The organism is Burkholderia sp. Tr-20390, assembly GCF_017104595.1.
GTDB lineage: Bacteria > Pseudomonadota > Gammaproteobacteria > Burkholderiales > Burkholderiaceae > Burkholderia.
The window spans coordinates 1-23,525 of record NZ_JAAGPC010000069.1 but is presented as its reverse complement, the minus strand read 5'-3'; the positions used below and the strand labels follow the sequence as shown (position 1 = coordinate 23,525).

Annotated in this window: 21 protein-coding genes and 1 pseudogene; 9 read left to right on the top strand and 13 right to left on the bottom strand. The window is 68.7% G+C overall.

Features of this window, described 5'->3' with window-relative positions:
• The first annotated feature begins 160 nt into the window (after window positions 1–160).
• The 3 genes from G3N98_RS20120 to G3N98_RS20110 all read left to right on the top strand — a co-directional run bounded on the left by G3N98_RS20120 (window position 161) and on the right by G3N98_RS20110 (window position 3,391).
• The gene (locus G3N98_RS20120; RefSeq protein ID WP_206149033.1) at window positions 161–1,624 is read left to right on the top strand and encodes a metallophosphoesterase; all 1,464 of its coding nucleotides are present in this window, start codon (window positions 161–163) and stop codon (window positions 1,622–1,624) included.
• Complete coding sequence (locus G3N98_RS20115) at window positions 1,621–3,018, top strand: cytochrome c peroxidase (protein WP_206149032.1); 1,398 nt, start codon at window positions 1,621–1,623, stop codon at window positions 3,016–3,018. The genes G3N98_RS20120 and G3N98_RS20115 overlap by 4 nt, the downstream gene beginning before the upstream one ends.
• A 97-nt stretch (window positions 3,019–3,115) precedes the next feature.
• Window positions 3,116–3,391: a hypothetical protein gene (locus tag G3N98_RS20110; RefSeq protein ID WP_011355479.1), complete on the top strand. Its 276-nt coding sequence runs from the start codon at window positions 3,116–3,118 to the stop codon at window positions 3,389–3,391.
• An 81-nt stretch (window positions 3,392–3,472) separates the two neighbouring features.
• Here the strand turns inward: G3N98_RS20110 and G3N98_RS20105 are convergent.
• The 9 genes and pseudogenes from G3N98_RS20105 to gtdA form a co-directional block, all read right to left on the bottom strand.
• Window positions 3,473–3,799: pseudogene (locus G3N98_RS20105) on the bottom strand (PLP-dependent aminotransferase family protein); the annotation flags it as partial.
• A 33-nt stretch (window positions 3,800–3,832) separates the two neighbouring features.
• Complete coding sequence (locus tag G3N98_RS20100) at window positions 3,833–4,255, bottom strand: DUF6691 family protein (RefSeq protein WP_206149031.1); 423 nt, start codon at window positions 4,253–4,255, stop codon at window positions 3,833–3,835.
• A gap of 1 nt (window position 4,256) precedes the next feature.
• Window positions 4,257–4,691 carry a YeeE/YedE family protein gene (locus G3N98_RS20095; RefSeq protein ID WP_206149030.1) on the bottom strand — a complete coding sequence of 145 codons (435 nt, stop codon included), beginning with the start codon at window positions 4,689–4,691 and terminating at the stop codon, window positions 4,257–4,259.
• On the bottom strand, window positions 4,681–5,031 hold the full coding sequence (locus G3N98_RS20090; RefSeq protein WP_089474669.1) for a metalloregulator ArsR/SmtB family transcription factor: 351 nt from the start codon (window positions 5,029–5,031) through the stop codon (window positions 4,681–4,683). Before G3N98_RS20090 ends, G3N98_RS20095 begins: the two co-directional genes overlap by 11 nt.
• 98 nt (window positions 5,032–5,129) lie before the next feature.
• Window positions 5,130–6,494 (bottom strand): aromatic acid/H+ symport family MFS transporter, encoded by a 1,365-nt coding sequence (locus tag G3N98_RS20085; protein WP_206149029.1) that lies wholly within the window; start codon window positions 6,492–6,494, stop codon window positions 5,130–5,132.
• A 79-nt stretch (window positions 6,495–6,573) separates the two neighbouring features.
• Window positions 6,574–7,782: a 3-hydroxybenzoate 6-monooxygenase gene (locus G3N98_RS20080; RefSeq protein ID WP_206149028.1), complete on the bottom strand. Its 1,209-nt coding sequence runs from the start codon at window positions 7,780–7,782 to the stop codon at window positions 6,574–6,576.
• Window positions 7,783–7,801: 19 nt separating this feature from the next.
• Window positions 7,802–8,443 (bottom strand): maleylacetoacetate isomerase, encoded by a 642-nt coding sequence (maiA, locus tag G3N98_RS20075; protein ID WP_206149027.1) that lies wholly within the window; start codon window positions 8,441–8,443, stop codon window positions 7,802–7,804.
• 25 nt (window positions 8,444–8,468) lie between these two features.
• Window positions 8,469–9,167, bottom strand: coding sequence for a fumarylacetoacetate hydrolase family protein (locus tag G3N98_RS20070; protein WP_206149026.1), 699 nt, complete (start codon window positions 9,165–9,167; stop codon window positions 8,469–8,471).
• 155 nt (window positions 9,168–9,322) lie between these two features.
• The gene (gtdA, locus tag G3N98_RS20065) at window positions 9,323–10,366 is read right to left on the bottom strand and encodes a gentisate 1,2-dioxygenase (RefSeq protein ID WP_206149025.1); all 1,044 of its coding nucleotides are present in this window, start codon (window positions 10,364–10,366) and stop codon (window positions 9,323–9,325) included.
• Between the two features lie 163 nt (window positions 10,367–10,529).
• On the opposite strand from gtdA, the gene G3N98_RS20060 reads away from it, so the two are divergent.
• A complete protein-coding gene (locus tag G3N98_RS20060; protein WP_206149024.1) occupies window positions 10,530–11,474 on the top strand; it encodes a LysR substrate-binding domain-containing protein in 945 nt (314 codons plus the stop codon).
• Between the two features lie 131 nt (window positions 11,475–11,605).
• Here G3N98_RS20060 and G3N98_RS20055 read toward each other — a convergent pair whose 3' ends face one another.
• The 4 genes from G3N98_RS20055 to G3N98_RS20040 form a co-directional block, all read right to left on the bottom strand.
• Window positions 11,606–12,874 carry an FAD/NAD(P)-binding oxidoreductase gene (locus G3N98_RS20055; RefSeq protein ID WP_206149023.1) on the bottom strand — a complete coding sequence of 423 codons (1,269 nt, stop codon included), beginning with the start codon at window positions 12,872–12,874 and terminating at the stop codon, window positions 11,606–11,608.
• Window positions 12,871–13,104: a 2Fe-2S iron-sulfur cluster-binding protein gene (locus G3N98_RS20050; RefSeq protein ID WP_012338331.1), complete on the bottom strand. Its 234-nt coding sequence runs from the start codon at window positions 13,102–13,104 to the stop codon at window positions 12,871–12,873. Before G3N98_RS20050 ends, G3N98_RS20055 begins: the two co-directional genes overlap by 4 nt.
• A 79-nt stretch (window positions 13,105–13,183) precedes the next feature.
• A complete protein-coding gene (locus tag G3N98_RS20045; protein WP_206149022.1) occupies window positions 13,184–14,311 on the bottom strand; it encodes an FAD-dependent oxidoreductase in 1,128 nt (375 codons plus the stop codon).
• Window positions 14,308–15,240 (bottom strand): 4-hydroxyproline epimerase, encoded by a 933-nt coding sequence (locus G3N98_RS20040; RefSeq protein ID WP_206149044.1) that lies wholly within the window; start codon window positions 15,238–15,240, stop codon window positions 14,308–14,310. Before G3N98_RS20040 ends, G3N98_RS20045 begins: the two co-directional genes overlap by 4 nt.
• Before the next feature lie 251 nt (window positions 15,241–15,491).
• Between G3N98_RS20040 and G3N98_RS20035 the strand changes: the two genes are divergently transcribed.
• The 5 genes from G3N98_RS20035 (at window position 15,492) to ilvD (ending at window position 23,192) form a co-directional block, all read left to right on the top strand.
• Entirely contained in the window at window positions 15,492–16,412 is a 921-nt protein-coding gene (locus G3N98_RS20035) for a dihydrodipicolinate synthase family protein (RefSeq protein WP_006484863.1), read from the top strand.
• 233 nt (window positions 16,413–16,645) lie between these two features.
• Window positions 16,646–18,271: an APC family permease gene (locus G3N98_RS20030; RefSeq protein ID WP_206149021.1), complete on the top strand. Its 1,626-nt coding sequence runs from the start codon at window positions 16,646–16,648 to the stop codon at window positions 18,269–18,271.
• A 77-nt stretch (window positions 18,272–18,348) separates the two neighbouring features.
• The gene (locus tag G3N98_RS20025; protein WP_206149020.1) at window positions 18,349–19,932 is read left to right on the top strand and encodes an aldehyde dehydrogenase (NADP(+)); all 1,584 of its coding nucleotides are present in this window, start codon (window positions 18,349–18,351) and stop codon (window positions 19,930–19,932) included.
• Window position 19,933: 1 nt separating this feature from the next.
• On the top strand, window positions 19,934–20,956 hold the full coding sequence (locus G3N98_RS20020; RefSeq protein ID WP_206149019.1) for an Ldh family oxidoreductase: 1,023 nt from the start codon (window positions 19,934–19,936) through the stop codon (window positions 20,954–20,956).
• 376 nt (window positions 20,957–21,332) lie between these two features.
• Window positions 21,333–23,192 carry a dihydroxy-acid dehydratase gene (gene ilvD, locus G3N98_RS20015; RefSeq protein WP_089474658.1) on the top strand — a complete coding sequence of 620 codons (1,860 nt, stop codon included), beginning with the start codon at window positions 21,333–21,335 and terminating at the stop codon, window positions 23,190–23,192.
• Window positions 23,193–23,525 lie beyond the last annotated feature (333 nt).

Here is a 23,525-nt window from a genome sequence, read left to right as displayed (position 1 = left end):
TTCCTCTTCGGGTTCATTGAGCGTGCATCGCACTTTGCTGCTTCAAGCCGGCTTGAGGTCAAGCCCCCGGGCCGTGCTCAAGCGCCCTGTCGCGCCCGGTTTTTTCATATTTCTTACATTCGCGCTGCGTATCGTTGACGACTTTCCTACGGTGCCTCCCATGCGACGACTCCTCACGCGCGCGCTGCTCGTGCGCTGCGCTCCCCTTGCTGCCCTCGCCGCGCTGTCCGCGTGCTCGAACCACATCGATTCGCCGGCCGATCCGGCGAGTGCGTCGGCCAACGTCCAGGCCGCATGGGTCGAGATCGGCGAGTCGAACCAGGCGATCGCGCGCGTCATCACGAACTACACACCCGCGTCGGCCGGCGATCCGCTGTGCCCGCAACTGACCGTCGACGGCAAGCTGTCGCGCATGGCCGTGCGCGCGGGCGCCGCGACCCTCGCCCAGCGGCCCACCGCCAGCGATCCGTCCGATTCGAAGCCGTCGAGCTTCCCGGTGTCCGTCTGCGAGATGACGCTACCGGCCGGCGCGCAGGCGGCAAGCGTCGCGGGCCGCACGCTGCCGCTGCCGAAGGCGCAGCCGCAACGCATCGCGATCATCGCCGATACCGGCTGCCGCATGAAGAAAGCCGACAACGCGTGGCAGGCGTGCAACGACGCATCGGTCTGGCCGCTCGACACGATCGCGGCCAGCGTCGCGAAGCTGTCGCCCGACCTCGTGATGCACATCGGCGACTATCACTACCGCGAGAACGCGTGCCCGCCCGACATCGCCGGCTGCAAGGACAGCCCGTGGGGCTATGGCTGGGATACGTGGCAGGCCGACCTGTTCCGTCCGGCCGCCCCGCTGCTCGCGAAGGCGCCGTGGGTCGTCGTGCGCGGCAACCACGAGGAATGCGCGCGGGCGGGCCAGGGCTGGTTCCGCTTCCTCGATCCGCGCCCGTATTCGGCCGCGCGCTCGTGCGACGATCCGGCCAACGACAACAACGCGAACTATTCGGAACCCTATGCGGTGTCGCTCGGCGGCGGCTCGCAGGTGATCGTGTTCGACACCGCGAAGGTCGGCCGCACGCCGCTCAAGACGACCGACGCGCAATTCGGCATCTACCAGAAGCAGTTCCAGACGGTCGCCGCGCTCGCGTCGAAGGCCGGCATGACGACGACGATCTTCACGAACCACCATCCGATCCTCGCGTTCGCGCCGATCGCCGGCAGCACGCCCGCGCCGGGCAACCTCGCGCTGCAGTCGGTGATGTCGAGCCTCAACGCGCAGGCGTACTACCCGTCCGGCGTGCACGTCGCGCTGCACGGGCACGTGCACGACTTCCAGGCAATCAACTTCTCGTCCGGGCATCCGGCGACGATCGTGTCCGGCAACGGCGGCGACAATCTCGACGTCGCGCTGCCCGACCCGTTCCCGGCCGGCCTGACGCCCGCACCGGGCGCCGTGATCGAACGGCTGTCGCACAACAACAGCTTCGGCTTCCTGATCATGGATCGCCGCGCCGCCCCGGCGACCGGCTGGGTGTTCCACGCGTATTCGGCGGCCGGCAAGCTGCTCGCGTCGTGCGACCAGTCGGGCACGACGCTCGCCTGCGACAAGACGGGGTTCATTGCGCCGTGAGTGAAGGGGTTCGATGTGACGGCCGCCATGCGGGCGGCCTGCAAACGCTGCGCACGCTAGCCACGGCGGCCGTATTCGCGGGCCTGGCGCTCGCGGCCCACGCCGCACCGGCCGAAACGGTCCTGCTCCCCGGCGCGCCGCCTTCGCGAGTCGTCGACACGATCGGCAACGGCACGCCGCAGGTGACGGGCAAGATCGATGCGGCGACCGCCCGCTTCGCGCCCGACCCGACGCTCGTCGCGCTCGGCCGCCGGATCTTCTTCGATCCGCGGCTGTCCGAGCCGCGCGGCATGTCGTGCGCGGGCTGCCACGATCCGGGCCGCGCGTTCGCGCCGACGCTGTCGGCCGCCTCGCTCGCGGGGCCCGGTGTGCCGGAAGGCAGCCGGCCCGGGCGTTTCAGCCAGCGCAACGCGCCGTCGCTGCTCTATGTGCGTTACGTGCCGCGCCGCCACTTCTACCAGGATGACGACGCACCCGCGCCGTCGCCGTTCGGCGGCCTGTTCAGCGATGGCCGCGCGGATACGCTCGCCGAGCAGATCCGCGGGCCGCTGTTCGATCCGAACGAGATGAACAACCGGTCGCCGGCCGCGCTGCTGCGCAAGGTCGACGCCACCGAACTCGCGCCCGATCTCGCCGCGCGCTTCGGCGCGCCGGTGCGGCGCGATCCCGAGCAACTGGTGCGTGCGATGGGCCTGGCCGTCGAAGCCTATCTGCAGAGCGACGAGATGGCGCCGTTCACGTCGCGTTTCGATGTGTTCCTGCGCACGCGCAAGCCGCTCGCGCCGGCCGAAATGCGCGGCCTCGCGCTGTTCCGGAATCCCGACAAGGGCAACTGCATGAGCTGCCATACGCTGTCGGAGACGTCGAGCCGCCCGGAGCGTTCGCTCTTCACCGATTTCGGCTACGACGCAATCGCGGTGCCGCGCAACCGCGCGCTGCCGGCGAACCGCGATCCGCGCCATTTCGACAACGGGCTGTGCGACACCGCACGGCGGCTGCGCTGGCCCGAGCCGACGCAATGGTGCGGCTACCTGCGCACGCCGGGGCTGCGCAACGTCGCGGTCAAGCAGACGTTCATGCACAACGGCGTGTTCACGACGCTGCGCGACGCGGTCGCGTTCTACAACACGCGCTCGACCGACCCGGGCTTCTGGTATCACGGGGCCAGAACGTTCGACGACGTGCCGGCCGCCTACCGCGGCAACATCAACGTCAACTCGACGCCGATGAACCGTCGGCCGGGCACGCCACCCGCACTGAGCGACGCGGAAATCGACGACATCGTCGCGTTCCTCGGCACGCTGACCGACGCGCGCTATACGAAGGTTGCGGCTCCTGTGGCGCCCGCCGCTCCTGCTGGCCGGATCACGCGAACCACCGTACCGGCTCGCTGACCCTGGCCGAACGGCCAGCCGCATGCGCACCCGCTTGCGGTCAACGCAAACACTGGTTATATTTACAGTACTGTATTTATGAACAGTGAGGTGCGCGATGGAACATCTGGTTCGTATCGTCAACGAAGCTGATCGCCAAGTGCTGGCGTGGCTCCGCGCTCAGGTCGGTGATGCACGCGTCGAGCGCGCGGCTCGCCAGCTCGGGCATACGCGCAAGCCCTTCCCGTCCGCCGTATGCCGGTATCTGGGCATGAGCGCACCGGCCACGCTGCGCCAGGCCGAACGGCCGCGCGCCGCACGCGATTTCTCGGTCGGCGATCGTTACCTGTCGTTGATCCGCCAGCACCTCGCCACGCACTCGGCCAGCCGATGAAATGGCGGCGGCTGGCCGCGTCGGTGGCCCGGAAAACCGGAGGGCCTGCGAATTCGCTGGCCCGGCCGGCCGACACCGTGCTTACGTGGCCGCGGTGGCTTCCCGTACGAGGCGGCCGAGCGTTTCAAATGCCGCTTCGTGCGCCGCATCGGACACGCGCGTGCAAGCGCGCCGGATATAGCCGTCGAAGCGGTCGAAGCGGTCGAAGCGGTCGGAATTCGAGAAGATCGAGCCGGGCGCGATCCTGACTCCGTGCGCGAGCGCGGCGTCGAACAGCGCCTCGGAGCGCACGCCGTCCGGCAGCGCGATCCACTGCGGCATCCCGCCCGGCGGCTGGCTCGTCCGGGTTCCGGCCGGGAAATGCCGCGCAATCGCATCGATCGTCACGTCGCGCTGCACGCGCAATCGCCGCACCCTGCCTGGCACGCGGCGACCCCGACATCACCGTACACTCCTGCGCCGCTCGACCCACTCGAACACCGCCATCCCGGCCAGCATCGCGACGACGAACACGATGCCCTTCGCCGACCCGAAGCCGATCGACACGATCGCGGGCCCCGGGCAGAACCCGGCGATCCCCCAGCCGATGCCGAACACCGCACTTCCGGCAACCAGCCGCACGGTGATCGCACGCACGGCCGGCAACTGCATCGGCAAGCCGAGCCACGTCCGCGTCCGGTGCTTCGCCCAGGCGAACGCGAACACGGCCACGCCCATCGCGCCGGCCATCACGAACGCGAGCGACGGATCCCAGCGGCCCGCCAGGTCGAGAAAACCGAGCACCTTCTGCGGATTGGCCATGCCCGACACGATGAGGCCGACGCCGAACAGCAGCCCCGCCAGAAACGCGAATCCTGCCTGCATGTCAGCCTCCCAGCACGTGCCGTCGCACGAAGACGGTCACGAAGCCCGCGACCATGAAGACCACGGTCGCGACCACCGAGCGCAACGCACCGCGCGACATCCCGCACACGCCGTGGCCGCTCGTGCAACCGCCCGCATAGCGCGTGCCGACGCCGACCAGCAGCCCGGCCGCCACTAGGTCGACCCAGCCTGCATCGACCTGCGGCGTCATACGATTCCCTGCGACGTACATCACAAGCGGTGCGGCGATCAGCCCGGCGATGAACGCGGCGCGCCAGTCGCGCTCACCGGCGCGTGCCGTGAGCAACCCGCCGACGATGCCGCTGATGCCGGCAATCCGGCCGTTGAATGCGATGAGCCACGCGGCCGCGAGCCCGATCAGCACGCCGCCGGCCAGCGACAGCCACGGCGTGAAACGAAGCGCATCAAGCTGCATCGCGCCGCCCCTTCGCGGCCGGGCCGCAGAACTGTTCATACAACACGCCCATCACCGCGATCGCGGCCGGGCTGTCGAGCGAATAGTGGATGTTCTTGCCCTCGCGGCGCGTGCGAACCAGCGCGTTGTCCCGCAACACGCCGAGCTGCTGCGACAGGGTCGGCTGGCGGATGTCCAGCGCCGTCTCGAGATCGCTGACGCACCGCTCCCCTTGCGACAGTTCGCAAAGCAGCAGCAGCCGGTCGGGATTCGACAGCACCTTGAGCAGCGCGCAGGCCGAATCGGCAGCCGCGCGCATCGAGTCGGGTTCCGGCAACCCGGCGGAAAGATCGTCGTTCATTGGCGCAGGAGGACAATTAAAAAATCGATATTATATTAATTTATATAATATTGCCCCCCGCTGTTTTCCGGCAGGCGGCCTTGCACCGCCTCCTTCGCTCAAGTGGTCTGCTCGCCCGCAATCGCCTTCGCGGCCGGCATGCGCGCCGCATCGGCACGCACCACACCGAGCGCCAGCACCGCCATCCCCGCGATCACGCACGGCGCCGCGACGACGGCAAACGCAGTCGACAACGGCACGCCCATCGCGAGCATCGCGCCGCCCGCCATCGATCCGACGACCGAGCCACCACGGCCGATCCCGTTCGCCCAGCTCACGCCGGTGGTGCGGCACTCGGTCGGATAAAACGCAGCCGACAGCGCGTTCGCGCCGACCTGAGAACCCGACACGCAGAAACCGGCCGCGAACACGGCGAGCGCGGCGCCCCACGGCGATGCGGCAAACACGCCGATCGCGGCGACGAATACACCGGCCGCCGCATAGCTGCAGGCCAGTACGCGATGCGGATCGAAACGGTCCATCAAGCCGCCGAGGACGATCGCGCCGAGCGTGCCGCCGATCTGGAACATCGCGGTGACGCGTGCGGCCGTCTGCAGCGTCGCGCCGGTCGTGCGCAGCAGCGTCGGCAGCCAGCTCGATAGCAGGTAGATCACGAGCAGGCTCATGAAGAACGTGAGCCACAGCAGTAGCGTGCCACGCAGCAGGTCGGCACCGAACAGGCGGCCGAGCGGCGGCCCGGCCGGCTTGCCGGCGGGCGCGATGAACGACGCGTTCGCAAGATGCGGATCGGGCGCGATGCGCGCCAGCATCGCCGCGATCCGTTCGCGCGCCGAGCCTGCGTTGACGAGATAGCGCACCGATTCCGGCAGCCGCCACGCGAGCACCGGCAGCAGCAACAACGGTGCGGCCCCGCCGACGACGAGCACCGAACGCCAGCCGTGGTGTTCGATCAACGACGCAGCCGCGAGCCCGCCAAGCGCGGAGCCGATCGTGAAGCCGCAAAACATCGTCGTCACCAGCAGCGAACGGCGCCGCGCCGGGCAGTATTCGGAGGTCAGCGTGATCGCATTCGGCATCGCGCCGCCGAGCCCGAGCCCGGTCACGAAGCGCCACGCGATCAGCTCGGTCAGGCCGCCCGCGCTCGCCGACGCGGCGCTCGCGATGCCGAAGCACGCCACGCAGGCGAGCAGCAGCCGCTTGCGGCCGAACCGGTCGCCGAACGGCCCGAACACGAGCGCGCCCGCCATCAACCCCGCGAGCCCCGCGCCGAACACCGGTGCGAGCTGCGCGGGCGACAGCCCCCATTCCGCGCGGATGACGGGGGCGATGAACCCGATCGATGCGGTATCGAAACCGTCGATCGCGACGATCAGAAAGCACAGGACGACGATCGCGGCCTGAAACGGCGCCACGCGATGCCGGTCGATCCATTCGCTGACGTCGATGGACAGCGTATCGGCCATGATGATGTCTCCTCCAGGAAGGCGGTCGCGCGTCGTGTCGTTGAAATGCGCGCCGCGGGAATCGGCCAACCGCGCCGCGTTACGCGACGGACTTCAGGCAATCCTCGGCGCGCCAGCCGTGCAGCCAGTCGAGCGCGTCGTAGAACTGCGCCTGCGTGCGGCCGACCCAAAGGCCGTTGCGCACCTGCCGCTCGACGCCCTTCGCGTGATAGATCCGCCCCATCTCGCGCGCCGAGTACAGCACGCGCGCGGTGCGCGGAATCCGCACACGTTCATACAGCGCGAACGCGGCCTCGAAGTCGCCATCGGTCCGGGCCACGGCCGCACCGAGCGTCACCGCGTCCTCGAGCGCCTGGCACGCGCCCTGCGCGATGTATTGCGTCATCGGATGCGCGGCGTCGCCGAGCACCGTTGCACGGCCTTCGCTCCAGCGTTCGACCGGATCGCGATCGGCGGTCGCCCAGCGCTTCCACGACGTCGGCCGGTCGAGCATCTGCTTCGGCAGCGGATGGACGCCGTCGAAGTACGACAGCACTTCTTCCTTGCTGCCCTCGCGCACGCCCCAGGTTTCCTGCTCGCGGCTGTGGAACGTGACGACGAGGTTGTACTGCCGCCCGCCGCGCAGCGGATAGTGGACGAGATGGCAATGTGGGCCGGCCCATACCACCGGCGCATTGATCTGCAGGTCCTGCGGCATGTTGTCGACGTCGACCACCGCGCGATACACGACGTGGCCCGTCACGCGATGCGCGTCGCCGATCAATGCTTGACGGATCGCGGATTTCACGCCGTCGCAGCCGATCACCGCATCCGCGCGATAACGCTCGCCGTGCTGGTCGGTCACCGTCACGCCGTTGTCGTCCTGCTCGAAGCCGCACACCTGCGTGCTCGTCCGGAATTCGATCAGCGGATGATCCTTGACCGCCTCGTAGATCGACAGGTGAATGTCCGCGCGATGAATCACCGCATACGGATTGCCGAAGCGCTCGCGGTACGCGGCGCCCGTATCGACGCGCGCCACCTCGCGCGCATCGACCGCATCCATCAGTTGCAGCCAGTCGGTGAACACCGCCCGGCCGCGCGCGGCCTCGCCGACACCTAGCGCGTCGAGCGCGTTGAATGCATTCGCCGCGAGCTGGATCCCCGCGCCGATCTCGCCGATCCGGTCGGCCTGTTCGAGCAGCTTCACGCGGATGCCCTGGCGCGCGAGCGCGAGCGCCGTCGCGAGCCCGCCGATGCCGCCGCCGATCACCAGCACGCGCCGGCCGTTGTGTTTTGTCTCGCCCATGTCTGTCTCCTGCTTCGTGTTACGCGACGTAATCCGGTTGCCGCTGCGGCTGTGCCGCGTCGAACGCCGGCTCGTGCCGCGCGTGTTCATATACCGCGAGGCTGCGCGGATACGCGCTCAGGTCGCAATCCATCCGCAACGCGTTCGCGACCTGCGGCACGAGGCATACGTCGGCGAGCGTCGGCGTGTCGCCGAAGCACCACGGGCCGTCGTCCGCGCGCACGAGCAGCCGCTCGACGGCTGCCATCCCTTCCGCGATCCAGTGCCGGTACCACGCGGTCTTCTGCTGCGGCGTGACCTTCAACTCGGTGTCGAGATAGCGCAGCACGCGCAGGTTGTTGACCGGATGGATGTCGCATGCGATCAGCGTCGCGAGTTCCAGCACGCGCGCACGATGGTGCAGTTCGAGCGGAATCAGTCGAGGCGTCGGCTGGATCTGGTCGAGGTAATCGAGGATCGCGAGCGACTGCCCGAGACGAAAATCCCCGTCGACCAACGCCGGCACCGCGGCCGACGGGTTCACGTTCACGACGTACGCCGCCCCGCGATGCTCGCCGGTGCGGATGTTCACCGGCAGCGTGTCGTACGGCAGCCCTTTCAGCGCGAGCGCGATACGCACCCGGTAGGACGTCGAACTGTTGAAGAAGCTATGCAGTTGCACGATGTCGCCTTTTGATCAAGATGCGTCAGACCACGCGCACGGTCAGTTCGCCGAGCCGTTCGACGCCGACCTTCATCACGTCGCCTGCGACCACCGCGCCGACACCTTCGGGCGTGCCCGTGAAGATCACGTCGCCCGGTTCGAGGCGGAAGAACTTCGACAGGTCGGCCACCGTTTCCGCGACCGACCAGATCAGGTGCGACACGTCGCTCTTCTGCTTCGTCGCATCGTTGACGGTCAGCCACAGGCCGCCCTGTTCGAAGTGACCGACGTCGCTCGCCGGATGCACGGGCCCGATCGGCGCCGAGCGGTCGAATGCCTTGCCGATTTCCCACGGCCGGCCCATCTCGCGCATCTTCATCTGCAGGTCGCGGCGCGTCATGTCGAGGCCGACCGCGTAGCCCCACACGTGCTCGAGCGCGTGCTCGAGCGGGATGTCCGAACCGCCCTTGCCGATTACCGCGACAAGCTCGGCTTCGTAGTGATAGTTCTGCGTCTGCGACGGATAGGCGAGGTCGAGCGTGTCGCCGTACGCGACCGGCACGATCGAATCGGCCGGCTTGCAGAAGAAGAACGGCGGCTCGCGATCGGGATCGAAGCCCATTTCACGTGCATGGGCCGCATAGTTGCGACCGACGCAATACACACGGCGTACCGCGAACCGCGCGTCGCTGCCGGCGACGGGGAGCGCCACGGGCGCTTCGGGCGGGAAAACGAAAGTCATGAATGGCTCCAGCGTCAATACGAATGAAGGTGGGGCGCGCCGCCGCAGCGACGCACAGGAAACGGGAATCGGGAAACGGGAATCGGGAAACGGGAATCGGGAAACGGGAAACGGGAAACGGGAAACGGGAAACGAATCGTCGAAACCGGCCGGCGTCAGTCGCGCGCTTCGCGCAGCAGGTTCAGCGCGGACAGCACGGGCCGGTCGGAATAGCTGAACAGCACGCTGTCGGACGACGCCGACAGCCGCACCGGCGCCCACGACGGCGCGACGAAGATGTCGTGCGGCTCGAATTCGAATGCATTGCCGCCGATATACGCTGTGCCGCGGCCTTCGACGACGCAGTAGATCGTCGCGTCGGTGCTGCGGTACGTGCGGCCGTCGAAACCGGCCGGCAGGAACTGCATGAAGGTGGCGATCGTCGGCATCGGCCAGCCGCCCGTCGCGGGGTTGACGTAGCGCAGCTTCACGCCGTCCCACGCATCGAGCTCGCCGTTCCGGTACAGCGCGTCGAGCGCCTCGCGGGTGCGGGCATACGGGTAGCTGAACACCGGCGACGTCGGATCGCTCACGCGATGCCGCACCGGCACCATGTTGTGACCGAAGCGCGCAAAGCTGTCGCCTTCCGGGCGATTCACCGGCTGCACGGCTTCCGGGTAATTCTCCGCGAAGCCTGCGTCGAGATTCGCGAGCAGCGGGATGTCGAGCCCGTCGAGCCATACGACCGGCTCGCCGCCCGCTTCCTCCGACGGGTTGCCGTGGTCATGCCAAGCCCACGACGGCGTGATGATGAAGTCGCCCGGATGCATCGTCGTGCGTTCGCCGTTCACGGCTGTCCACGCGCCACGCCCTTCGACGATGAAGCGCAGCGCCGACTGCGTGTGCCGGTGGCTTGGCGCGATCTCGCCCGGCAGGATCAGTTGCAGGCCCGCGTACAGGGTCGGCGTCATGCTCGACTTGCCGGGCAGCCCCGGGTTCTCCAGCACCAGCACCCGGCGCACGGCTTCTTCCGCGCTGATCACGCTGCCGGCCTGCATCACGAGGTCGCGCACCTGCGCGTATTTCCAGATCGCGGCCTGCGCGGCCGGCTGCGGGGATGTCGGCACGAGGTTGTGCAGCGATTCCCACAGCGGCGCCAGGCGTTGCTCGGCGATCCGTGCGTAGTAGGCGGCGCGCGACGCGTCCGGATGGGTCGTCATGATGTCTCCTTGGAATCGGCCGATCGGTGCCGGCGCTATGTCGGGGCGGGACCGTGCTGCAGTCCGTTAGCTGATTTATATTCGACCCAGGCATACCCGGTAAAATGGTCAAATCATCTGATCCATATGTTTCTGGATATACCTACTCGCGACGAGGCATGCGATGGACTGGACCCACCGGCTGCGGCTGCGGCATCTGCAGGTACTGTTGAGCCTTGCCGGCACCGGCAATCTGAGCCAGTCGGCGGTCGTGCTCGCCACCACGCAGCCCGCGCTGTCGAAATGGCTGAAGGAACTGGAAGAGGATGTCGGGCTGCCGCTGTTCGAGCGGCATGCGCGCGGCCTGCGGCCGACGCCGTACGGCGAAGCATTGATCGAGCATGCGCGCCGCGTCGAAGCGCAGCTCGACATTGCACGCGACGACATGGCCGCGCTGCGGGAAGGCGGCAGCGGCCTCGTGACGATCGGTACGTCCGGCGTGGCGGCGGCCGACACGGTGCCGCTCGCGGTGTCGCAATTGCTGAAACGGATGCCGCGCGCGCAGGTCCGGATGACCGAAAGCACGATGAACCAGCTGATGCCGCAGCTCGCACGCAGCGAACTGGATATCGTCGTGGGCCGCTCGGGATCGACATCCGTCGATCCGCTGCTGCATGCCGAAGCGCTGTATGTCGATCCGGTCGTGTTCGTCGCGCGGCCCGGCCACGCGCTCGCCGGCGCGGCGTCGGTCGGCTGGGACGACGTGCTCGCCTACTCGTGGATCGTATGGCCGTCGGGCACGCCCGTGCACAACGCGCTGGAGGCCGCGCTGTCGGCCGCCGGCCGCGTACGGCCGCCGCACTGTGTCGAATCGAATTCGTCGATCCTCAACCTCACGCTGCTGAACAACACCGACCTGCTCGGCGTGGCATCGCACCGCGCTGCGCAGCGCTTCGCGCAATTGAACGCGATCCGGATCCTGCCGATGCAGCTCGAAGGCCAGGGCGCGGTGTCGATGTACTGGCACCCCGACAGCGCGAATCGTGCGGCCGTGGCCGCGACGATCGAGTGCCTGCGCGCCTGTGCGGCGCCGCAAGTCGGCGGATGGGAGAAAGTGAAGGTGGAATGAATGGCGCGGCCCGGTGTCAACCGGGCCGTGTTGCCGTGTTGCCGTGTTGCCGTGTTGCCGTGTTGCCGTGTTGCCGTGTTGCCGTGTTGCCGTGTTGCCGTGTTGCCGTGTTGCCGTGTTGCCGCGACGCGTCACGCGCCGTCGCAGGATGCCGTACCGTCCAGCATCAGCGTGCCGATCCGCGCGGGTACGAGCGGCGTGCGCGGCACCGGCGGTGTCCAGCCGAACAGCGCCTGCGCGGCGGCGCCGCACACGCGGCCCTGACACGCGCCCATCCCACAGCGTGATTGCAGTTTCGCGGCTGTCCAGCCCGGTGCTCGCGCGACGGCGTCGAAACGCACGTCCTCGCAACGGCACAGCAACGTGTCGGCCCGCGCGAGCCGGCGGATCGGTTCGCGGATCGCGAAACGCTCGCGTACGGCATCGGCAAACACCTGCCAGTGCGCCCGTTGCGTAACCAGCGCGGCCAACTGCGCGGTCTGCCCGGTCGCCGCCAAACCGGCGATTTCGCCTTCGACCATCGCCAGTTCGCTGCCGCCGACGCCCGTACACTCACCCGCCGCAAAAACACCATCGCGGCTCGTGCGCTGGTGCACATCGACCGCCACCGCGCCATCGTCGATCCGGCAGCCGAGATGACTCGGCAGCACGGTATTCGGCACAAGCCCGAAGCCGCACGCGAGCCGGTCGCAGTCGACGTCGAACTCGCGATCGCCCTGACGAATCCGCACGCGTTCGAGCCGCTTGTCGCCGAACGCCTCGACGACATGCGCATCGGGCCGATAGGCGGCGGTGACGAGCTTCGCGGCCTGCGCAAGCTTCGACGGCCAGCGCCACAGCCCCGCCCCGAACCCGGCCACGTCGGCCCATGCGGCCTGTTCGAGCACGTGCGACACGCGCGCGCCGGCGTGCCGGGCCGTCGCCGCGCTCGCCAGCAGCAGCGGCCCGCTGCCCGCGATCACCGTGCGCTGCCCGCGCACGTCGAGGCCGTACTTGATCAACGCCTGCAAGCCGCCTGCGCCGGTGACACCCGGCAGCGTCCAGCCCGGAAACGGCAACAGCAGCTCGCGTGCGCCGCAGCAGAGAATCAGCGTGCGGAAATCGAGCAACAGCCCGCGTTCGTCATCCTCGAGCAGCAGCGTGCCCGGCTGCGTTTCGGCGACGATGCGCGTCGCCGCGAGATGCGTGACGTTCGGCTGCCGCAATACGGCGAGCCGCTCGGCGGCGGCCGGCGTCGGCATCGCCGCCGCGCCTTGCCGCCAGATCTGCCCGCCCGCTCGCGGGTTGTCGTCGACGATCGCAACCGTCGCACCACTGCGTGCGGCGGCCCGCGCGGCCGACAGCCCGGCCGGCCCCGCGCCGACGATCGCGACGTCGACGCTCAGTCGTTCCTGTTTCATCGCGTGCGCTCCACCTGCATGCCGTCGCGGCACAGCGTCTGGCAAGCCAGCCGGCGTCGGCCATCGATCGTCATCCTGCACTCCTGGCAGATGCCCATCCCGCAAAACGGCGCACGCGCCGCACCCGTGCACGACACGCGCGTCGTGTCGTCGCCGCTCGCCGCGACGGCGGCCGCGACGGTCGCGCCGTCGGCCACCGTCAGCGCGCGGCCGTCCAGATGAATGATCATGTCAGCCTCCGCCGGGCCGCCCCAAGGGGGCTGACCGCCCCCACGAGGGGCAGCGAACGAAGTGAGCGTGGGTATCGTTTCATGTCAGCGCTCCGGCTACGAGGGACGCGCTCAGAAAGCGTCCCGGCAAATACGGTTCGATATCGATGGGCGGCCGTTCGCCGGCCATCAGCGCAGCGACGAGCCGCGCGCTGCCCGGCGCGGTCGTCACGCCGAGCCCTTCATGCCCGACCGCGAGCCACACGCCCGGCCGCGCCGGATGCTCGCCGAGCAGCGGCAGCCCGTCGGGGCTCGCGGAACGGAAGCCCGTCCATGCGCGGATCCCGTTCAGGTCTGCCAGGTCCGGCAGATAACCCACCGCGCGGCGCAGCATGCGCGCGAGCACGGGCGGGTCGACTTGCGCGTCCTCGGTGTCGAACTGGCGCGACGAACCGATCAGCAACTGGCCGGTCGGCCGCGGCTGCACGTTGAACGCGACCGACGTGCCGTCGCTCGCATGCGCGCTCGCCGCATAGCCCAGCTCGACGAGCTGGTGCGACACCTGGCCCGGATAGCGGTCGGTAATCAGCAGATGGCCCTTTTTCGGGCGCAGCGGCAACTCGGGCAGCAGCGTGCGCGCGGCGACGCCGTTCGCGACGACCACCCGCTCCGCGCGCAGCGTGTCGCCGCTCGCGAGCGTCACGCTCGGGCCGTCGACCGCGACGGCCCGGTCGCGCCGCAACGTGATGCGCGGCGCGCGCTGCAGCAGCCAGTTCGCGGTGACGGGCGCATAGAGGATCGCGTCGCCGGGAATCTTCAGCGCACCGCCGAGGCCCGCGCGCAGCATCGGCTCCAGTCGCGCGAGCGTCGCCGCGTCGATCAGTTCGCCCGCCACGCCATGCGCGGCCAGCGTCGCCTGCTTCGCGCGCGCCAGATCCATTTCGTGCGCATCGGCGGCGAGCCACAACGTGCCGCAGTTGCGGTACGCGCACTCTTCCGGCATCTCGCCGCTCAGCGCGCGCCACAGTTCGATCGAGTAATGGCTGAGCGCGAGTTCGGCCGCGTTGTCGTCCATCGCGACGAGGTGCCCCATGCCCGCGCCGGTTGCCCCGCCGCTCGCGTCGTCGACGACGAGCACGCGCAGCCCGCGCTGCGCGAGTTCGTGCGCGCACGCCGCGCCGACGATGCCGGCGCCGATCACGACGACATCCGTCTTCGTGTCGCTCACGGCGCAATACCCCAGCCGAATGGATCGTCTTCCTCGATCAGCAGCGTCGCTTCCGCGCTCAGGTGCGCGCTGCCACGAATCGTCGGCACGATGCCGCCGTCGGCCTGCTCGTAGCTCGCCTGGAACACGCTGCCGATCACGCTCGCCTGCCGCCATACGGCGCCCGGTTCGAGCTTGCCGTCGGCCGCGAGGCACGCGAGCTTCGCGCTCGTGCCGGTGCCGCACGGTGAGCGGTCGTACGCGAGGCCCGGGCACAGCACGAAGCTGCGGCTGTCGTGTTCGGGATCGTCGGCGAACAGTTCGATATGGTCGATCTCGCCGCCGTTCGCGCCGGTGATGCCCGCGCGTTCGAGCCCTTCGCGCACGGCCGACGCATACGCGGTGAGCGCCGCGACGTTGTCGCCGGCAACGCGCTGCCCATGGTCGCTGATCAGGAAGAACCAGTTGCCGCCCCACGCGACGTCGCCCTTCACGGGGCCGTAACCCGGCACGTCGAGCGCGACGCCCTTCGCATGGCGATACGCAGGCACGTTGCGCACGCTGACCGACAGGTCGTCATGCAGCGTCGCCTCGACGGTGCCGACGGGCGTCTCGATCCGGTGCATGCCGGGCGCGATGCGCCCCATATGGTGCAGCGTGCGCACGACGCCGATCGTGCCGTGCCCGCACATCCCGAGATAGCCGCTATTGTTGAAGAAGATCACGCCGGCCGCCGCCTCGGGCGACACGGGTTCGCACAGCAGCGCGCCGACCAGCACGTCGCTGCCGCGCGGCTCGAGAATGCAGGCGGTGCGGTAACGGTCGTGCTCGCGCGCGAGCACGTCGCGACGCTCGGCCATGGTGCCGCTGCCGAGCGCGGGGAAACCGGACACGACGAGCCGAGTGGGTTCGCCGCCCGTGTGCGAATCGATGATCTGGATGCGCTTCATCATGAGCCGTCCGAAGTGGGGAAAGGAGCACAGCTTCCTCCGTCGCGCGTCCGCCCGCTTGTGGCTTTTCGATGAGGACGACGACGAAATCGGCATAGTGCGAAGCGCCCTTCCCGCGCCGTCCGGCCGCTGTGCCGATTTCGTCATTTTGCTCCGCGATACGACTCAAGCGTGATGGGCATTTGCGCGGCGATACTGGTTGCCACACCGACACCTGTCGGCCGACCGATACAAACACGTAGGAGATTGAAGTGAGCCGAAACGCCATTCAGTGGACCGGGGTTTTCCCGGCCGTCAGCACCCAGTTCAAGCCGGACTTTTCCCTCGACATCGATGCCACGCACCGCGTGGTGAAGAACCTGGTGAACGACGGCGTATCGGGCCTCGTGGTCTGCGGCACGGTCGGCGAGAACACGTCGCTGTCGACGAGCGAGAAGCTCCAGGTGATCGAAGCCGCACGCGACGCGGCCGGCGGCAAGATTCCGGTGATCGCCGGCATCGCCGAATTCACGACCGAATTCGCGCGCAACACGGTGCGTGAGGCGCAGCGCGTCGGCGTCGACGGCGTGATGGTGATGCCCGCCCTCGTCTACTCGGCGAAGCCGCACGAAACCGCCGCGCACTTCCGCGCGGTCGCAACCAGCACCGACCTGCCGGTGATGGTCTACAACAACCCGCCGATCTACAAGAACGACGTGACGCCCGACGTGCTGATCGCGCTGCAGGATTGCGAGAACATCGTCTGCTTCAAGGATTCGTCGGGCGATACGCGCCGTTTCATCGACCTGCGCAACGCGGTCGGCGATCGCTTCGTGCTGTTCGCGGGCCTCGACGACGTCGTGGTCGAGAGCATCGCCGTCGGCGCCGAAGGCTGGGTGTCGGGCATGTCGAACGCGTTCCCGAAGGAAGGCGAGACGCTGTTCCGCCTCGCGAAGCAGAAGCGTTTCGACGAAGCGCTCGCGCTGTATCGCTGGTTCATGCCGCTGCTGCACCTCGACGCACGCCCCGACCTCGTGCAGTGCATCAAGCTGTGCGAAGAGCTGGTCGGCCGCGGCAGCGCGATCACGCGCCCGCCGCGCCTCGCGCTGCAGGGCGACACGCTCGCGGAAGTGAAGGCCATCGTCGCGAAGGCGCTCGAAACGCGCCCGGCGCTGCCCGACGTCGGTCTCTGATCGACTCCCTCTGCGGCGGCGTGCGGGCTTTCCCCCCTGCGCGCCGCCGTCTTCGGTCCGGCATGGCCTGCGGGCCCGTTCATACCGGCGCCCGAGCGCGCCGCGCGTGAACGCCCCGCAGCCCGCCCCGGTCGTTCGAACCGGGCGACGCCGGCCGGCAGGCTGGTGCCGCTGCTCCGTCGGAGCGCGGCGCACCTCGAGCCTGTGCCGACATTCCTCCAGGAGACACGCCCATGCCAGGCCAAGGCAACGCTCACCCGTCTGTCCCGCTTTCCCGTTCCGCGCACCCCGACGCGGGTCACGGCAAATTCAAGAAACAGCTGTCGCTGACCGATCTCACGTTCATCGGTCTCGGCGCCATTTTCGGTTCGGGGTGGCTGTTCGCCGCGAGTCACGTGTCGACGATCGCGGGCCCGGCCGGCATCTTCTCGTGGCTGCTCGGCGGCTTCGCGGTGCTGCTGCTCGGCATCGTCTACTGCGAACTCGGCGCCGCGCTGCCGCGCGCGGGCGGCGTGGTCCGCTACCCGGTGTTCTCGCACGGCCCGCTGCTCGGCTACCTGATGGGCTTCATCACGCTGATCGCCTTTTCGAGCCTGATCGCGATCGAAGTCGTCGCCGCGCGCCAGTATGCGGCCGCGTGGTTTCCGGGCCTGACCGTCGCAGGATCGAGCGACCCGACCACGCTCGGCTGGCTCGTGCAGGCCGCGCTGCTGGGCTTCTTCTTTTACCTGAACTATTCGAGCGTGAAGACGTTCGCGAAGGCGAACAACATCATCAGCGTCTTCAAGTTCATCGTGCCGCTGGCGGTGATCGCCGTGCTGTTCACGTTCTTCAAGCCCGCGAACCTGACGATCCAGGGCTTCGCGCCGTTCGGCATGCCGGGCATCGAGATGGCCGTGTCCGCCGGCGGCATCATCTTCGCGTACCTCGGGCTCACGCCGATCGTGTCGGTCGCGAGCGAGGTGCGCAATCCGCAGCGCACGATCCCGATCGCGCTGATCCTGTCGATCCTGTTGTCGACGCTGATCTACGTGCTGCTGCAGCTCGCGTTCATCGGCAGCATCCCCACCGACATGCTCGCCGCCGGCTGGCACGACGTAAGCAAGGCGTTCTCGCTGCCGTACCGCGACATCGCGCTGGCGCTCGGCGTCGGCTGGCTCGCGGTGATGGTCGTCGCCGACGCGATGATCTCGCCGAGCGGCTGCGGCAACATCTACATGAACGCGACGCCGCGCGTGGTCTACGGCTGGGCCAAGACGGGCACGTTCTTCAAGGTGTTCACGCGCGTCGACGAAGCATCGGGCATTCCGCGCGCGGGCCTGTGGCTCACGTTCGGCCTCGCGATCTTCTGGACGCTGCCGTTCCCGTCGTGGGAAGCGCTGATCAACATCGTGTCGGCCGCGCTGGTGCTGAGCTATGCGGTCGCACCGGTGTCGGTCGCCGCCCTCCGCCGCACCGCGCCGGACCTCCCCCGGCCGTTCCGCGCCAGCGCGTTCGGCATCACCGGCCCCGCGTCGTTCGTGATTGCCGCGCTGATCGTCTACTGGTCGGGCTGGAGCACGGTGTCCTGGCTGCTCGGCCTGCAGATCGTGATGTTCGTGATCTATCTCGCGTGCCGCCGCTGGGTGCCGACCGCGCACCTGAGCCTCGCCGAGCAGGTGCGCTCGTCCGCGTGGCTGATCGCGTTCTATGCCGCGATGATCGTCCTGTCGTATCTCGGCGGCTTCGGCGGCACGGGCCAGCTTGCCCATCCGTACGACACGGTCGTCGTCGCGGCCGTCGCGCTCGTCATCTATTACTGGGGGGCGAACACCGGCGTGCGCTCGGAGAAGCTGCAACTCGACGACGACGAGGACTGACGCACTCGCTCCTTTTCCCATGATCCCTTCGGCCGGGCGCTCCACGCCCGGCTCCTGTTTTTTTTCCGAGGAAAACCATGCAACTCACAGGTCAGCTCCTGATCGGCCCGTCCGCCGTCGCCGGACAGAACGGCACCCTCCACGCGATCGCCGCCGCCACCGGCGAACGGCTCGAACCCGCCTTCGGCGGTGCGAGCCTGCACGACCTGGAGACGGCCTGCGCGCTCGCCGACGACGCCTTCGACACCTATCGCGAAACGTCGCTCGAAGCCCGCGCCGCGTTTCTCGACGCGATCGGCCGCCACATCATGGCGCTCGGCGACGACCTGATCGAGCGCTGCGTCATCGAAACGGGCCTGCCGCGCGCGCGCATCGAAGGCGAGCGCGGCCGCACGGTCGGCCAGCTCGCGCTGTTCGCGTCGCTCGTGCGCGACGGCGGCTTTCTCGACGCGCGGATCGATCCGGCGCGCCCCGAGCGCAAGCCGCTGCCGCGCGTCGACCTGCGCCTGCGCAACGTCGCGGTCGGGCCCGTCGCCGTGTTCGGTGCGTCGAACTTCCCGCTCGCGTTCTCGGTCGCCGGCGGCGATACCGCCTCGGCGCTCGCGGCCGGCTGCCCGGTGATCGTCAAGGCGCATTCGGCGCATCCGGGCACCTCGGAACTCGTCGGCCGCGCAATCCAGCAAGCCGCGCATGAATGCGGGATGCCGGCCGGCGTGTTCTCGCTGCTGTTCGACGCGTCGCGCGAGATCGGCCAGGCGCTCGTCGCCGATCCGCGCATCAAGGCCGTCGGCTTCACCGGCTCGCGCCGCGGCGGCGTCGCGCTGATGCACATCGCGGCTGCGCGCCCCGAGCCGATTCCCGTCTATGCGGAAATGAGCTCGATCAATCCCGTGCTGCTGTTCCCCGCCGCGCTCGACGTGCGCCACGATGCGATCGCGCCGCAGTTCGTCGCGTCGCTCACGCTCGGCGCAGGACAGTTCTGCACGAACCCGGGCCTCGTGCTCGCCGTCGACGGTCCCGCGCTGCGCGCGTTCGAGGAAACGGCCGCCGCCGCGGTGCGTGCCGCGCCCGCGCAAACGATGCTGACGCCGCCCATCCACGCCAGCTACGAACAGGGCGTCGCGGCGCTGCGCGATCACGCGGCCGTCGAGCTGCTCGCACAAGGCGTCGAAGGCAACCGCCTGCAGGCCCGCGCGGCGCTGCTCGCGACCTCGGCCGACGCGTTCGTCGCGCATCCCGAATTGCGCGAAGAGGTGTTCGGCCCCGCTTCGCTGATCGTGCGTTGCCCGGACGCCGACACGCTGCATCGCGTGCTGAAGTCGCTCGAAGGCCAGTTGACGATCGCCGCGCATCTCGCCGATGGCGACGCGCCGCTGTTCGCCGCGCTGCGCCCGCTGCTCGAGCGCAAGGCCGGCCGCATTCTCGTCAACGGCTTCGGCACGGGTGTCGAGGTCGGCCATGCGATGGTGCACGGCGGCCCGTTCCCGGCCACGTCCGATACGCGCACGACGTCCGTCGGCGCACGCGCGATCGAGCGCTTCCTGCGCCCGGTGTCGTATCAGGACCTGCCTGATGCGCTGCTGCCGGACGCGATCCGCAACGGCAATCCGCTGAACGTGCCGCAACGTATCGACGGCGTGCCCGCGCCGCGGGAGGCGTGACATGACCGCATCCACCGACGAAATCGTCCTGTCGCTCGATGAAGTCCACGCGCTCGCGCTGCGCGTGCTGACGCACAACGGCATGTCCGACGCGCATGCGCGTGCCATCGCCAACGTGATCACACAGGGCCAGCGCGACGAATGCCATTCGCATGGCGTGTACCGGCTGCTCGTCTGCGTGCGTTCGCTGAAGAAGGGCAAGGTCGATCCGCAAGCCGTGCCGACGCTGCGCCGGCTGTCGTCGTCGATCGTCTCGGTCGACGCACATCGCGGCTTTTCGCTGCTGAGCTTCGAGACCGGCCTGCCGGTGCTCGTCGAGATGGCGAAGCAGCACGGCATCGCCGCGATGACGATCAACCACTGCTACCACTTCTCCGCGCTGTGGCCCGAGGTCGAGGCCATCGCGGCCGAGGGGCTGGTCGGCATCGCGATGAACCCGAGCCATAGCTGGGTTGCACCGGAAGGCGGCAAGGAGCCGGTGTTCGGCACGAACCCGATCGCGTTCGCATGGCCGCGCCCGGGCGGCATGCCGTTCGTGTTCGATTTCGCGACGAGCGCGATCGCGCGCGGCGACATCGAGCTGCATGCGAAGCAAGGCAAGGCGATCCCGCCGGAATGGGCGATCGACGCCGACGGCCGGCCGACCACCGATCCGAAAGCCGCGCTGCAGGGCGCGATGCGCACGTTCGGCGGCCACAAGGGTTCGGCGCTCGCGGCGATGGTCGAACTGCTCGGCGGCGCGCTGATCGGCGACATGACGAGCCGCGAATCGATGGACTTCGACGAAGGCGTCGGCGCGACGCCGTGCCACGGCGAACTCGTGATCGCGTTCGACCCGAAGGTGTTCCTCGGCGACGATCTCGACACGGGGCTCGCGCGCGGCGAGCGGATGTTCGAATCGATCGTCGCGCAGGGTGCGCGGCTGCCGTCGCAACGCCGCTTCGACGCCCGTGCGCGCAGCATCGCGAACGGCGTGCGGATTCCGAAGGCGCTGTACGACGAGATCCTGACGCTGCTCGACTGACGCGCGATCGAGCGGCGCGGCTTCGTCGTCGGCAAGACGGGCGATGAAGCCGCTGCCGGGCTCCGCTGGCGATGGCCGGCTTCCGGCTTCGCGTGTTCCCGCCATTCCGTCTTCGCGCCGCGCTTTGTTCGCTTTGTTCGCTTTGTTCGCTTTGTTCGCTTTGTTCGGTACTTTCGGCTTGTGCGCCCGCGCGCTGCCCGCCGCGCCCCACCCGCGCCGTTCGGCGTTGCCCGCCGGCGCCGCGCGCCCGGCGGCTGTGGGATAATCACGGAGTTTGCCCAGGGCGCAGCTCAAGAGGTTGTTCGCACGGGCGCGAGAGAGGCCTTTATTCCCCGTGCCTCCACCCTTTTCCCGCGATATTTCTTCAGCAACGACCATGCCCACTTACCGTTCCAAAACCTCCACCGCTGGCCGCAACATGGCAGGGGCGCGCTCGCTCTGGCGCGCCACCGGCATGAAAGACGACGATTTCTCGAAGCCGATCATCGCGGTCGTCAACTCGTTCACGCAGTTCGTGCCGGGGCACGTGCACCTGAAGGATCTCGGCCAGCTCGTCGCGCGCGAGATCGAGGCGGCCGGCGGCGTCGCGAAGGAATTCAACACGATCGCGGTCGACGACGGCATCGCGATGGGCCACGACGGCATGCTGTATTCGCTGCCGAGCCGCGACATCATCGCCGACTCGGTCGAATACATGGTGAACGCGCACTGCGCGGACGCGATGGTCTGCATCTCGAACTGCGACAAGATCACGCCGGGGATGCTGATGGCCGCGATGCGCCTCAACATCCCGGTGATCTTCGTGTCGGGCGGCCCGATGGAAGCGGGCAAGACGCGCCTCGCGAACCCGGTCACCAAGGCCATCGAGGTGAAGAAGCTCGACCTCGTCGACGCGATGGTGATCGCGGTCGACCCGTCGTATTCCGACGCCGAAGTCGCCGAAGTCGAACGCTCGGCCTGCCCGACCTGCGGTTCGTGCTCGGGCATGTTCACCGCGAACTCGATGAACTGCCTGACCGAAGCGCTCGGCCTGTCGCTGCCCGGCAACGGCACGGTGGTGGCCACGCACGCCGATCGCGAGCAGTTGTTCAAGCGCGCCGGCCGTCGCATCGTCGAACTCACCCGCCAGCACTACGAGCAGGACGACGACCGCGTGCTGCCGCGCTCGGTGGGCTTCAAGGCATTCGAGAACGCGATGACGCTCGACATCGCGATGGGCGGTTCGACCAACACGATCCTGCACCTGCTGGCGATCGCGCAGGAAGCCGGCATCGACTTCACGATGAAGGACATCGACCGCCTGTCGCGCGTCGTGCCGCAGCTGTGCAAGGTCGCGCCGAACACGAACAAGTACCATATCGAGGACGTGCACCGCGCAGGCGGCATCATGGCGATCCTCGGCGAGCTCGACCGCGCCGGCAAGCTGCACACCGACGTGCCGACCGTGCACGCGCCGTCGCTGAAGGACGCCCTCGACCAGTGGGACATCGTCCGCACGCAGGACGACGCGGTCCGCACGTTCTACCAGGCCGGCCCGGCCGGCATCCCGACGCAGGTCGCGTTCAGCCAGAACACGCGCTGGCCGAGCCTCGATCTCGATCGCGCCGAAGGCTGCATCCGCTCGTACGAGCATGCGTTCTCGAAGGAAGGCGGCCTCGCCGTGCTGACGGGCAACATCGCGCTCGACGGCTGCGTGGTGAAGACGGCCGGCGTCGACGAGAGCATCCTCGTGTTCGAAGGCACGGCGCACGTGACCGAATCGCAGGATGAGGCAGTCGACAACATCCTGAACGACAAGGTCAAGGCCGGCGACGTGGTGATCGTGCGCTACGAAGGCCCGAAGGGCGGCCCCGGCATGCAGGAAATGCTCTACCCGACCAGCTACATCAAGTCGAAGGGCCTCGGCAAGGCATGCGCGCTGCTGACGGACGGCCGCTTCTCGGGCGGCACGTCGGGCCTGTCGATCGGCCATTGCTCGCCGGAAGCGGCAGCGGGCGGCGCGATCGGCCTCGTGCGCGACGGCGACAAGATCCGCATCGACATCCCGAATCGCACGATCAACGTGCTGGTGTCGGACGAGGAACTGGCGCGCCGCCGCGAAGAGCAGAACGCCAAGGGCTGGAAGCCGGCGCAGCCGCGTCCGCGCAAGGTGTCCGCTGCGCTGAAGGCCTACGCGAAGCTGGTCATGTCCGCCGACAAGGGTGCGGTGCGCGACCTGTCGCTGCTCGACGACTGATTGGGGTAGCAACAGCAAGGCCGGCTGCTTGTAACACGTAGCCGGTCAGGCTGCGGGCCGAAGCCCGCTCGCCCGATCCAGAAGCCGCTCTCCGGAGCGGCTTTTTTTCGTCCTGCGCCGACCGAATGCATCGGCATCGTCAGTGACGGAATTCTTCCGGGCCGCCGCCTCCGCCACCACCGTGGCTTCCGCCGCCGTTCCCGCCACCCTGCGGTCGCGCGCCGCCGTAACCGCCGCCGCCCCCACCACCGCCCGGGTGCACCGGTACCGGCATCGAACGGCCCTCACCGCCCGGCGCGGGAGGCGGACGCATGACGGCGGCCGGTGGCGGAA

What these genes read in the sequence shown, in the direction of transcription:
- G3N98_RS20100 (WP_206149031.1), bottom strand. Translation starts at nt 4,255, where the DNA reads ATGCAGGCAGGATTCGCGTTTCTGGCGGGGCTGCTGTTCGGCGTCGGC.
- G3N98_RS20070 (WP_206149026.1), bottom strand. Translation starts at nt 9,167, where the DNA reads ATGACTTTCGTTTTCCCGCCCGAAGCGCCCGTGGCGCTCCCCGTCGCC.
- G3N98_RS20025 (WP_206149020.1), top strand. Translation starts at nt 18,349, where the DNA reads ATGCAACTCACAGGTCAGCTCCTGATCGGCCCGTCCGCCGTCGCCGGA.
- G3N98_RS20050 (WP_012338331.1), bottom strand. Translation starts at nt 13,104, where the DNA reads ATGATCATTCATCTGGACGGCCGCGCGCTGACGGTGGCCGACGGCGCG.
- G3N98_RS20090 (WP_089474669.1), bottom strand. Translation starts at nt 5,031, where the DNA reads ATGAACGACGATCTTTCCGCCGGGTTGCCGGAACCCGACTCGATGCGC.
- G3N98_RS20095 (WP_206149030.1), bottom strand. Translation starts at nt 4,691, where the DNA reads ATGCAGCTTGATGCGCTTCGTTTCACGCCGTGGCTGTCGCTGGCCGGC.
- G3N98_RS20020 (WP_206149019.1), top strand. Translation starts at nt 19,934, where the DNA reads ATGACCGCATCCACCGACGAAATCGTCCTGTCGCTCGATGAAGTCCAC.
- ilvD (WP_089474658.1), top strand. Translation starts at nt 21,333, where the DNA reads ATGCCCACTTACCGTTCCAAAACCTCCACCGCTGGCCGCAACATGGCA.
- G3N98_RS20040 (WP_206149044.1), bottom strand. Translation starts at nt 15,240, where the DNA reads ATGAAGCGCATCCAGATCATCGATTCGCACACGGGCGGCGAACCCACT.
- G3N98_RS20055 (WP_206149023.1), bottom strand. Translation starts at nt 12,874, where the DNA reads ATGAAACAGGAACGACTGAGCGTCGACGTCGCGATCGTCGGCGCGGGG.
- G3N98_RS20085 (WP_206149029.1), bottom strand. Translation starts at nt 6,494, where the DNA reads ATGGCCGATACGCTGTCCATCGACGTCAGCGAATGGATCGACCGGCAT.
- G3N98_RS20030 (WP_206149021.1), top strand. Translation starts at nt 16,646, where the DNA reads ATGCCAGGCCAAGGCAACGCTCACCCGTCTGTCCCGCTTTCCCGTTCC.
- G3N98_RS20080 (WP_206149028.1), bottom strand. Translation starts at nt 7,782, where the DNA reads ATGGGCGAGACAAAACACAACGGCCGGCGCGTGCTGGTGATCGGCGGC.
- G3N98_RS20060 (WP_206149024.1), top strand. Translation starts at nt 10,530, where the DNA reads ATGGACTGGACCCACCGGCTGCGGCTGCGGCATCTGCAGGTACTGTTG.
- G3N98_RS20110 (WP_011355479.1), top strand. Translation starts at nt 3,116, where the DNA reads ATGGAACATCTGGTTCGTATCGTCAACGAAGCTGATCGCCAAGTGCTG.
- gtdA (WP_206149025.1), bottom strand. Translation starts at nt 10,366, where the DNA reads ATGACGACCCATCCGGACGCGTCGCGCGCCGCCTACTACGCACGGATC.
- G3N98_RS20120 (WP_206149033.1), top strand. Translation starts at nt 161, where the DNA reads ATGCGACGACTCCTCACGCGCGCGCTGCTCGTGCGCTGCGCTCCCCTT.